The 10,804-nt window shown below is 60.8% G+C and carries 8 protein-coding genes and 2 pseudogenes; 3 read left to right on the top strand and 7 right to left on the bottom strand.

The genetic code is table 11. The features are described from left to right. Nucleotides 1-157: 157 nt before the first annotated feature. The 3 genes and pseudogenes from Q322_RS0118290 to istB form a co-directional block, all read left to right on the top strand. Nucleotides 158-346 (top strand): annotated as a pseudogene (locus Q322_RS0118290) (transposase); the annotation flags it as partial. A 158-nt stretch (nt 347-504) separates the two neighbouring features. Next, a pseudogene (istA, locus tag Q322_RS0118285) lies at nt 505-2,031 on the top strand (IS21 family transposase); the annotation flags it as partial. Between the two features lie 73 nt (nt 2,032-2,104). Then, nucleotides 2,105-2,866: an IS21-like element helper ATPase IstB gene (gene istB, locus Q322_RS0118280; RefSeq protein WP_029479312.1), complete on the top strand. Its 762-nt coding sequence runs from the start codon at nt 2,105-2,107 to the stop codon at nt 2,864-2,866. A gap of 321 nt (nt 2,867-3,187) precedes the next feature. Here the strand turns inward: istB and Q322_RS0118275 are convergent, their stop codons facing one another. The 7 genes from Q322_RS0118275 to Q322_RS0118245 all read right to left on the bottom strand — a co-directional run. Further along, complete coding sequence (locus Q322_RS0118275) at nt 3,188-4,219, bottom strand: C39 family peptidase (protein ID WP_051668742.1); 1,032 nt, start codon at nt 4,217-4,219, stop codon at nt 3,188-3,190. A 185-nt stretch (nt 4,220-4,404) separates the two neighbouring features. Further along, the gene (locus Q322_RS0118270) at nt 4,405-6,189 is read right to left on the bottom strand and encodes an ABC transporter substrate-binding protein (protein WP_029479310.1); all 1,785 of its coding nucleotides are present in this window, start codon (nt 6,187-6,189) and stop codon (nt 4,405-4,407) included. 67 nt (nt 6,190-6,256) lie between these two features. Next, nucleotides 6,257-7,294: an ABC transporter ATP-binding protein gene (locus Q322_RS0118265; RefSeq protein ID WP_051668741.1), complete on the bottom strand. Its 1,038-nt coding sequence runs from the start codon at nt 7,292-7,294 to the stop codon at nt 6,257-6,259. Next, nucleotides 7,287-8,324 carry an ABC transporter ATP-binding protein gene (locus Q322_RS0118260; RefSeq protein ID WP_029479308.1) on the bottom strand — a complete coding sequence of 346 codons (1,038 nt, stop codon included), beginning with the start codon at nt 8,322-8,324 and terminating at the stop codon, nt 7,287-7,289. The genes Q322_RS0118265 and Q322_RS0118260 overlap by 8 nt, the downstream gene beginning before the upstream one ends. Continuing rightward, nucleotides 8,321-9,187 (bottom strand): ABC transporter permease, encoded by an 867-nt coding sequence (locus tag Q322_RS0118255; protein WP_051668740.1) that lies wholly within the window; start codon nt 9,185-9,187, stop codon nt 8,321-8,323. Before Q322_RS0118255 ends, Q322_RS0118260 begins: the two co-directional genes overlap by 4 nt. Next, on the bottom strand, nt 9,184-10,281 hold the full coding sequence (locus tag Q322_RS0118250) for an ABC transporter permease (protein WP_051668739.1): 1,098 nt from the start codon (nt 10,279-10,281) through the stop codon (nt 9,184-9,186). The genes Q322_RS0118255 and Q322_RS0118250 overlap by 4 nt, the downstream gene beginning before the upstream one ends. A gap of 172 nt (nt 10,282-10,453) precedes the next feature. Beyond that, nucleotides 10,454-10,804: IS630 family transposase (locus tag Q322_RS0118245; RefSeq protein ID WP_034419244.1), on the bottom strand; the 351-nt coding region annotated here is incomplete at its 5' end.

Raw genomic sequence — 10,804 nt, 5'->3', positions numbered from 1 at the left:
TCAATGGTTCGGACACTTTTGGCGAAATCAACACGTGATCTAAAAAACGGGTCTCCAGTAGGGTGAAGTTCTCAAGACCACACTCAAGGAGACCCGATGTGAGGGTGACCCAGTTTTGCGTAGATGGAGGTAAGCCTCAACAATAGGAGGCACCATCATGACCCACCGCAGAATCCATTCCGCCGAATTCAAGCGAGACGCTGTTCAGCTCGCCCGAATGAGCGGCAACCTCTCCCACACCGCCCGTGAGCTGGGCCTCAATGCCTCACTGCTCCGCAAATGGCTGAATACCGAGCAGGAACAGGGCGAAGCTGCTTTCCCTGGCCAGGGAAAGCAAAATCTGACCTTTGCATATGCTCGCCCATTCCGGCCAGTCGCGCTCGACTTATCCGGCCACCGGCGCTCGATTGAGTCGGCCACACAGGCTCGCTGAATCCGGCCACCTCACTCCCACCACACGAGACTCCACGGTCATCCTGAAGGATGACCAAAAAGCGTGTGACTATGCGGAAAATACGGGAAGTCCTTCGACTCAAGTTTGATCTCAACCACAGCGACCGAGACATCGGCCGCAGTGTCGGCATGGCCCGCAGTACCGTTCAGGACTACCTGAAACGCGCTCACGCCGCTGGATTGACCTGGCCGCTCTCCCCTGAACTCAGTGATCCCCAACTCGAAACGCTGCTCTTCCGTCAACGCGAACAGCCGAAATCCGACCGCCGGCTCCAACCCAACTGGGACACCATCGACCGCGAACTGCGCCGCAAAGGGGTCACCCGCTTCCTGCTCTGGGAAGAGTACCGACGCCAGTACCCGAACGGCATGCAGTACGCGACGTTCACCACCCACTACCGCCGCTGGAAGGTCACAGCAGGTCTTTCCATGCGGCAGATTCACACGGCCGGTGAAAAACTGTTCGTTGACTACGCTGGGCTCACGCTGTCCATTACAGATCCCAGTACCGGGGTGATCCATCCCGGCCAGGTCTTTGTCGCCACGCTGGGCGCCAGTGACTACACCTACGTCGAGGTGACCCGCACCCAGCGCAGCGAAGACTGGCTGTCCTCACATATCCGGGCATTCGCCTTTTTTGGCGGCGTTCCTGAAATCGTCGTTCCAGATAACCTGAAGGCTGGCGTGACCCACGCCAGCCGCTACGAACCGGAATTGAACCGCGCGTATGCGGAACTGGCCGAACACTACGGTGTCGCCATCATTCCAGCACGGGTACGTCGACCCCGGGATAAGGCACTGGTCGAGGTGCATGTCCAGATTGTCGAACGGCGACTCCTGGCACCACTCCGCGACCGGATCTTCTTCAGCGTCACCGAGGCCAATGAAGCGCTGAGCGGCCCGCTGTTGGCCCTGAATACTCAAGCGTTTCAGAAGCGGCCGGGCAGCCGCTGGGCGTTGTTCACGGAACTTGACCAACCGGCCCTGCATCCCCTCCCGGTACAGCCGTTTGAGGTCGCGACCTGGAAGCGCACCACGGTCGGCCTCGACTATCACGTCGAACTTGACGGACACCACTACAGCGTGCCGTACCAGCACGCCAAAACCAGTGTCGACCTGCGTGTCACCCCCCTGCTCCTTGAAGTCTTCCGGGACAGTATGCGGATCGCGGTGCACCACCGGGTGCTGGACGTGTCCAGCACCCACCAGCGTCAGACGACGGTGAAGGAACATATGCCGATGCGACATCAGCAGTACGGCGAAACCACCTCCCAGCATCTCCTTCACCGAGCCGAAGCGCTGGGTAACGACACCACCCGGATGGTTGAAGGTCTCCTGGCAGCCGGTCGACATCCACAACAGGGTATCCGCGCCTGTCTCGGTCTCTTCAAACTGGCGCAGGCATACGGTGCTGAGCGGCTGGAAGCCGCTTGCTGCCGTGCGGTCACGCTGCAGTCGTTCAGCTACCGCAGTGTGGAATCCATCCTGAAGCATCACCTGGACGTCGTGCCGATGACACCAGAAGATCCGACGCCACGCGTGGCCGACCACGTCAATGTACGGGGCCCCGCGTATTACGGCCAGGAGCAGGTCGAGCACAGCTCGACCTCAACTGAACACGACTTCGCCCCCACCCTGAACTGAGGTTTCTATGCTGCCACATCCGATTACCCATCACCTTCGCGCCCTCAAACTCGACGGGATGGCGCAGGCCATGCAGGAACAACAGGAGCAACCCCAGGCCCGGGAACTCAGCTTCGAGGAGCGCCTGACGCTCCTCGTTGACCGGGAACTCGCGCACCGGGAGGGACGCACCACCCAGCGCCGCCTTGCGGCCGCCCGCCTGAAGATTCAGGCCACCCTGGAGGACGTCGACACCAAGCACCCACGTGGCCTGGACGGCAAACTCCTGCGCACGCTGGCTGAGGGGCTCTGGATTCGGGAAAAGCGGGGGGTGATCATCACCGGCCCCACCGGGGTCGGCAAGACCTTCATCGGCTGTGCGTTGGCCCACCAGGCTTGCCGAAAGGGCCACAGCGCGCAGTACACACAGACTGGACGACTCTTACAGGAACTGATTCTGGCGAGAGGGGATGGGCGCTATCTCAAGCTCCTGGCGCAGCTCGCCCGCGTCCAGGTGCTGATTCTCGATGACTGGGGGCTCGATACCCCGACCGCTGAGGGACGGCGCATTCTCCTTGAGATCCTGGATGACCGTTATGAACGTGGCTCGACCATTATCACCAGCCAATTTCCCACCACAGTCTGGCACGAGAATCTCGGTGATCCCAAGCTGGCGGACGCGATCCTTGATCGCGTTCTGCATCATGCCTACCGCATCGAACTCAAAGGAGAAAGTCTGAGAAGGAAGGACCGAAAATCGACTGCCTTGACGGCTGAACGCCTAGAATGACCTCAGCTCGTGTGGGGGAGAACGGTGGCCGGTTTCCAACGAGTGTGGGTGGCCGGAAAAAACGAGCGCAGGGTGCCGAAACAGAGAGCGTACGCACTTGGAGCGGAGCGAGTCTCCTGGAGCATGAGCGACCGGGCTGGGGACAGCAGGGACATGGTGATTAAATCTCCTTGGACATGACGCCGGACTGGGGATGAAGCGGTCAAACCACGGCACATGTCAGGCTGATCCGTGTGACAGGCGTGCACCTTATAAAGGATCAGACGTCTGAAACCAGGCCTTCCCCAGCACGATGGCCGGACCTGCTTCTCACGAGGCGCCTCAGGACACCTTGAGGTGCGGAGGATGAATGACGTAGGTGAGCCCCCCCGAATACCTGAGCCATAAAGCTTCTAGCCTGGCGCGGGGGTAGGTGCGCCGAACGCAGCCATCCGTGGCTGCACCTGGGTCGTTGACAATGGGTTGCCCAGTCCGGTCAAAGCCTCGGAGAACTACCAGGTGCCCTGGAGACCGAGGAATAGGTGCTGAGGGAAGTTCACCTTTTTCCCAGCCGATACTGATGGCCACCGGGACGCGCTGAGAAATCAGGTGCTCGAGCTCGGTGAAGCTGTCATACCGGGTGGCGGTGGCGCAGAAGCCCAGTGAGGCCGCGAAGGCAGCATTGAAGGCCCAGTTGCCAGTCCCTTTGTACGCCGCGTCATACGTCGCGCGCGCCGCTTCCGGAACACTGACCGTCAAGCCCCAGTACTCCAACAGCATGGTCATGGAGGTGGGCGAACACCAGCCCTGCCCTCCCGGATACAGCATCTGAGATCTCGGCACCACAGGAAGCACCATCCCCCAGGCAGAACTGGCCATAGGCACCGGCGATGACGGCCGTGGCGTGGCAGAGATCGTGGTGAAGACCAGTCGGGTGACCTCGGGGCTTAGGATCGGATTCTGGGTGTACAACGACAGGTGGTACTGATAGGCGTTTGCCGGTTGACGGAGCACCAAGACGTCGGTCTGAACTTCCCCGAACTCATCCGCCTGAGCGCCCTGGCTCGTGCGCTCAGGACTGTTCCGGCTGGTCCACCGTCCAAACGAGTACGCGGTGGACCAAGTCTGTACGATACGAACACAGACCTTGAACTCAATGGACGTTCCCATCGGGGTCAGGGCATTCCAGGTCGGTAGAAGTTCGTAAAACGGAGCAAGGGGCGTGATGACGGGCGAGATGAACGTCCCGGAATATTCTCCTGCCTGGTGGCTCAGCCCTGAATCGGCCAGGTTGAGCAGGTTCGAGGCGTTGAGACCGGACGCGCTCAGGGACTGGTGAAAGTCGGTGACGGTATGGCGAAGGACTCGCGACATGGTGCAGGCTCCTGCTCCAGACTGGCTCCGCATTCACGGAGCCAGTACTACGCTTGGTGTGATGGCGAGGTCTGGCGGGGTGGAGTGATTTAGCTTCTCACTCAGGATCGGACGAACAGGATTGAGGCGTCTACGCCGGGCGAGTCAGTCACACGAAGACCTGGCTGAAGACCGGAGCCTGCCCGTTACTTCAGTTCTGTGACCGTGTATTTCTGAGCGACAGCCGGGATGTACTTTTGCTGCGCTTCTGAGTACCACATCAGGGGTGGGAACGACATGTGATAGACCGGGGAGCTAAATGTCTGCTGCAGGCTGTTGCCCGTAAAGAAGTTGAACGAGTAGTCCTGCTGCTGATAGGGCAGGGCCGTGCGGAACGACTTGTCCGAGCCCGCAATCGGTTTGAGGGTGCCGTTGAGAAACTGAATGGCGACATAGTTGTCGCTGCCCTGATTGTTCTTGTAGACGGCGTTTGTGAAGGGGAGCCAGCCTGTGACGCGGGCTTTGGTGTTGATCGGGTCGGTGGTGTACCGCTCGAAGATCGGGATCACCGGCAACTGGTCGTTAAAAATCTGCGCCAGGGTCTGAACCCTTGTTTTCTGGGCGGCCAGATCGTCGCCCGCCAGCGACTGTTGAATCAGGGCACGGATGTTGACTGTGGCTCCAGCTTTCGTCTTCTGGGTGAGGGGCCAGTTCATGCCTTTGGATCCCGATGTGGCGTCCGGTTTGTTGGATCCGAAAAAGCCTTCCGTCATGTAGTACCCGTACGAGGTGGACGGATGGGACGGGGTTGAAATCAGACCGAAGTCCATCAGGGCCTGGTAGCGCGCCTGATCGATTGTGGTCGGGCGTTCCTGCGCAGAAATGCTGCGGACGGTGGTCTGGAAACCGAAGCTGTTGAGCTGTTGTGAGACTGCCTGTGCGGCGGCGAGGAAGTCCACAAAGTCTGCCGGTGCCGTAATTTCGAATTTGACGGGTTTCCCGGTGTTGTCAACCCAGGTGTTGCCTTGTTTTTTGAAGCCAATGCCGGTCAGCAGAGCGGCCGCCTTCGTCGCGTCGGTTTTGTACTCGTTCAGTCCGTTCCGCGTGGCTGCGTTCAGCCATCCCGGCACCAGTAGATCTGAGAAGCCGGCCATGTACTTGATCGGTTTGCCGGCCGTCCCGAGGGCAATCTGTGCCGTATCCTGACGGTTGATGACGTAGGCGACGGCCTGGCGGAACTCTTTGCGGTCGAACGGTTTGAGGTTCTGATTAAACCAGAGTGCCGGACCGACCGACAAAGGACTGCGAATCAGGTTCAGGTCCGGGTTCCGCTCGATGGCTTTGACGTCTGTTGGCGTAAACGCCGCCACGGAGTAGTCGATCTGTCCGGAAAGTAGCAGCGGAAGCACCTGCTGGGTTTCTCCGTAGTAGACCACCACCCGGTCGAAACCGATCTTGCTGGCGTTGAATCCGCCCAGGTTTTTGACGAGCTCCAACTGTGTCGGATTGACTTTACCGGCGGTCAGGTAATACGGGCCGTAACTGACGGTCGTGTTTGGTTTGTACTTCTCGAGATCGTTCAGCAGTGTTTTGACTTCTGCACTGTCTGTTTTTGCGCCGTCGAGGCGCAACTTGCGTGCCTGGGTGTACAGAGGGCCGTATTGTGACCATGACCCGGTCTGGTTCGAACGGACCAATTGCCGGAGGATGGTGGGGGAGAAGTCGGTGAGCAGGAATTCGATGGTCTGGCTGTCTTTGGCGCGGACGTCGGTCAGCTGATTCCAGATGCCGTAGCCCTGAGCCCAGATCATGTCGTACCCGCCGACGAAGTCCTGGGCGGTCAAGGGGGTTCCGTCACTCCATTTAATGTTCTTGTTCAGCGTGACAGTCACCGAGTATTTCGCTGGCCCGGTGGCGGCCAGTGCGGGCGAACTGGTGCCTGCCGCGAGGGTTAGGGCACCGGTCATGACGCTCATCAGTACTTTGTTCATTGCGTTCTCCTCCTGAAAGGTGGGATTGAGGGGGCTGGCGAGGACACGCTGTGCGGAGAGGGCCACTTCAGGGCATGATTTGCGAATCCAGCCGAAGCAGACCGGAGGGAGTGACAGAGTCGAGGTAAGCCTGGGTGCGCACCGTGCAGGCGACGGCATGGCCCGGCGTGAGGGGAACGAGCGGGGGAACAGCAGTGTCACAGATGCCTTCTTGAAATTCAGGACATCTCGGATGAAAAGGGCACCCGGACGGCCGGGCGAGCAGGCTGGGGATGTCGTCCTGCCGCAGTTTCATGGGTGGTGGGCGGTGCCGTTCGGACAGGGGATCTGGGGGGCTTGCAGCCAGCAGGGCCTGCGTGTACGGGTGTTGGGGGTTGCGAACGAGTTCGTCTGCGTCCGCGAATTCCACGAGGCGTCCGAGGTACATCACGCCGACCCGGCCGTTAGAGGCGAAGTGCCTGGCCAGCGCGAGGTCGTGAGTGATGAACAGGATGGCCAGACCGTACTCGTCGCGCAGGCGCCGGAGGGTGTTAAGGATGCTGATGCGGATGCTGACGTCAACCATCGAGACGGCTTCGTCAGCCACCAGGAACGATGGGCGAACGGAGAGGGCGCGGGCGATCGACAGGCGTTGCCGCTGGCCTCCCGACAGCTGGTGGGGGAACTTTCCGAGCACTTCGTCTGCGGGCGTCAGGTCGACCGAGTGCAGCAGCTCACGCATGCGAACCTCCAAGTCGTCCCGGCCGCGAACCAAGCGGTGCCGGGTCAGTGGAGCGGCCAGGATCTGACGGACCCGCTGGGTGGGATTGAGGGACGCGTACGGGTCCTGGTGGACCAGCTGGACGCCCAGGCGGTAGGCACGCCGTTCCGCCCCCTGGAGGGTGCTGATGTCCGCGTCCGAGTACAGAATGCGGCCGGACGACGGGGCCAGAAGGCCTGCGATCATACGCCCGGTGGTTGTTTTCCCGCACCCGGACTCGCCAACCAAGGAGACGATTTCACCTGGTCTGATTTCGAGGTTGACGTCCTCGATGGCGCTGACATGCCGGCCTTTTTGCACGAACGATTTCCCGACGTGCTCGAGCCGGATCAGGCTGTCAGACATGTTGTCTCCTTTCTTCGGCGGTTTGGGCACGAACCTCAGGCGCAAAATGGCATGCTGCTGCGTGGCCTGGGGCGACCTGGACAACTGGTGGGGCGTCGCCGGCCGCGCAGAGAGGGCGGGCGTGTGAGCAGCGCGGGTGAAAAGAGCAGCCAGTGGGCAGGGTGATGAGATCGGGGGGTGAACCAGGGATGGAGGTCACCTCGCGGTCGGTGTCGAGGGATGGAATGGCTCGTAGCAGGCTGGCTGTGTACGGATGGCTGGTCGCGCGTAGCACCTGCGGCGTGGGTCCGGATTCAACGACCCGCCCGGCATACATGGTGAGCATCCGGTCGGCAATCTCGCTCGCGGCGCCCAGGTCGTGGGAGATGAAGATGATCGAGAGCTGTTTTTTCTGGCGCAGGCTGCTCAGGACTTCCATAATCGCGCGCTGGGTAAGGACATCGAGCGCGGTGGTGGGTTCGTCCAGGATCAGGACCTTGGGATCCAGCAGGAGCGCCAGGGCGAGAAGGGTACGCTGACGCATGCCACCACTGAGTTCATGGGGGTAGGCGTACCACACCCGGGCCGGCTCGAGACGCACGCTGGCCAGCAGGTCGAAGGCGACCTCCCTCAGGGCAGCTCCGCCTCTGCGGCCGTGGGCCTGAGCGGTGTCTTCAAAGTGACGGCTGATCCGCAGCAAGGGATTGAAGGCGCTGATGGCTGACTGGGTGACGTACGCGCAACTGCGCCACCGGTAGGCGCGGAGTTGTTCCTGGCTGAACGCCAGCACCTCGGCCGGGCCACTGTCGCCGTGGAACGTCACGTGTCCGCAGGTCGTGGTGCCTTTTGGAGGAAGCAACCGAACGAGACTCTGCCCCAGGGTGCTCTTGCCTGAACCGCTCTCACCGATCACGGCGACGCATTCGTCGGGGAACAGGTCGAAACTGACGTCATTCACGGCCTGAACCGGTCCGCGGGAGCTGTGATACGTCACGCCGAGATGGCGGGTAACCAGGACGGGCTGCCGGATGGGGGAGGGGAGGCCAGTCACCGTGAACTCCGCAGGCGAGGGTTGAACGTCTCTTCGTACCCGCGCGCCATCATGACCAGGGACAGTTGCAGTAGACAGATGGAGGCGATGGGGGTGAGAACGCTCCAAGCTGCGTCAGCGAAATAAATGGCGTTCTGTCCGTAGGCGACGCTGAACAGCAGGCCCCAATTGTCTTTCAGGGGAAGGATCCCTAAAAAGGCCAGGCCGACTTGCTGGTAGATCGCCTGGGTCATGGACTGGATGGTGCTGACGACAATGAACGGCGCCATGTTCGGGAGCAACTCTCGGAACAGCATGTGGACAGGTCCCAGGTCAAGGAGACGCGCCGCCTCGACGTACTCGCGCTCCTTGAGTGACAAGACGTTCGCCCGGATCTGACGGGCCAGCACCGGCCAGCTGAACACCGAGATGAGTGCGGCGAGGCTGACGGTGGATTCGACCCGCCAGGTACTGGCGATCACGACCAGCAGGATGAAACGGGGAATGGTGAGCCAGAGGTCGGTGGCGCGCATCAGCAGGGCGTCCACGCGGCCCCCAAAATACGCTGATGATGACCCGAACAGGACTGCGATCAGGGTGGTGAGGGTTCCGGCAATGACGGCCAGAACGATCATGTCGCTGCCACCACGCACAGCCAGGGCCAAGTTGTCGCGGCCTTGGTAATCAGTCCCGAGGATGTGGTGGCTACTCGGCGGCTGGCTGACGGACAGTGCGTCGAGTTGCGGTGCGGCGACCACCAGTGGTCCGATGAAGGACACCAGCACCAGCAGAGTGAACAGAACCGTGCCGATAAGGGCGGTGGGGGTGATGCTCAGCTTGAAACGCTTCGGCCGTGGGGTGGCGAGCAGGGGCGCGATGGTCATGACGCTTCATCTCCCAGGCGGATGCGGGGGTCGAGCCAGGTGTACATCGCGTCTGCTACGGCGGTGGCGATCAGCACGGCGAAGGTGGTGATCAGGACGATGCCCTGCATGATCGGGTAGTCTCGCCGGGCGATGGCGTCGGCGAGCAGTTGTCCAACGCCTGGGGTCACAAAGACCTTCTCGATCAGGACGCTACCACTCACGGTAAACCCGAGGGCGATGGCAAAGCCGGTGACCAGGGGCAGAATGGCGTTCTTGCCGATATACGCGTCGCGGATGCGCTCCTCACTGAGGCCGCGGGCCCGGGCGACGTGCACATAGTCATCGCTGACGGCGCTCATAGCATTACTCCGCATGGCCAGCACCCAGCCTCCCAAGGAAGTCAGGGTGTACACACTGCCCGGAACGATGTAGTGCAAGGCAGCGCTTTTCACGAAGGCCCAGTTGAACCCAGGCATAACGTCTGGCGAATAGGCTCCACGCATGAGTTCGAGGGGGACGACCTTCCAGACCACGCCCAGCAGCAGAACTGACAATACGGCCAGGAGCACGGCGGGAACGGAATCGATGGCTGCCCAGGTGTTTGAGATGAGATGATCCATCCAGGTGTGCCGCCGGGTAGCGGCGATGAGGCCCAGCCGGACGCCGATTAGAAAGCTCAGGGTCAGGGCGATGCCTACGCTGAGAATGGTCCAGGGCAGCCGCGAGACAATCATGGGCAGAACCGGTGAGTTGGGAGAGAGGATTGATGAGACGCCGAGGTCGCCCCTCAGAACGTTACGGAAGTATTGAACGTACTGCTCGAGGAAGCTTCCTTCGACGTTGTAACGCAGTACGGCTGAAGCTTTCGAGCGCGCTTCTTCCGGGCTCATGCCTGAGGCAGCGAGGTCCTGGATATAGAGGTCAACGGGATTGCCTGGGAGGGCGCGAACCACGATGAAGGTGATGGTGGCCACCAACCAGAGCATGAGTGTCATGCGTAGGAGGATGCTAAAGGTCTGACGCAGAAGGATGACGCGGCTGCGCCTGCGGGCGGCTTTCAGGTATGACTCGGTGAGCAGGCTTTGTTCTGCCGTATTGGGAAGCTGAGTCATGCGGTCCTCCTGAGTACGAGGGACGAGGCGGATGGTTGGGAACAAGGCAACTCACGGGCCCACGATTGACCTTCCTGCGGGTGGCCAGATACTTGTGTTGGTTCAAAGATGATTCTAATTGGTAGCTATGCGGTTTACAAGGGGGCTGCGACAACCTCACGGACGCATTGGCTTATTGATCGCGGCATAAATTAGAGTTCATCAGGCGGCGCGGCAATTGGATGTATCTGACGCGCTGCCAGGCACCGACCAGTTTCTCCTTGAGCACGGTGACCGAACGGGCACAGAAATTCCCCAACACATTTCGCTTGACGTACGCCCACACACGCTCAATTGGATTGAGCTCTGGCGCGTACGGTGGTAGATACACCAGTGACAGGCGTTCGTGGATCTCCACGAACGCCTGAACCACCTTCGCCCGATGGATACCCGCATTGTCCAGAACCACTACGATCTTCCCCTGGATGTGACGCAGGAGATGCCGGAAGAACGCGATCACGTCTCCGCTTCTGATGGCGCCCAA

This window comes from Deinococcus frigens DSM 12807 (genome assembly GCF_000701425.1).
Taxonomy (GTDB): Bacteria; Deinococcota; Deinococci; order Deinococcales; family Deinococcaceae; genus Deinococcus; species Deinococcus frigens.
This window is presented reverse-complemented; position numbering and strand designations above follow the sequence as displayed.

What these genes read in the sequence shown, in the direction of transcription:
- istB (WP_029479312.1), top strand. Translation starts at nt 2,105, where the DNA reads ATGCTGCCACATCCGATTACCCATCACCTTCGCGCCCTCAAACTCGAC.
- Q322_RS0118250 (WP_051668739.1), bottom strand. Translation starts at nt 10,281, where the DNA reads ATGACTCAGCTTCCCAATACGGCAGAACAAAGCCTGCTCACCGAGTCA.
- Q322_RS0118270 (WP_029479310.1), bottom strand. Translation starts at nt 6,189, where the DNA reads ATGAACAAAGTACTGATGAGCGTCATGACCGGTGCCCTAACCCTCGCG.
- Q322_RS0118275 (WP_051668742.1), bottom strand. Translation starts at nt 4,219, where the DNA reads ATGTCGCGAGTCCTTCGCCATACCGTCACCGACTTTCACCAGTCCCTG.
- Q322_RS0118255 (WP_051668740.1), bottom strand. Translation starts at nt 9,187, where the DNA reads ATGACCATCGCGCCCCTGCTCGCCACCCCACGGCCGAAGCGTTTCAAG.
- Q322_RS0118265 (WP_051668741.1), bottom strand. Translation starts at nt 7,294, where the DNA reads ATGTCTGACAGCCTGATCCGGCTCGAGCACGTCGGGAAATCGTTCGTG.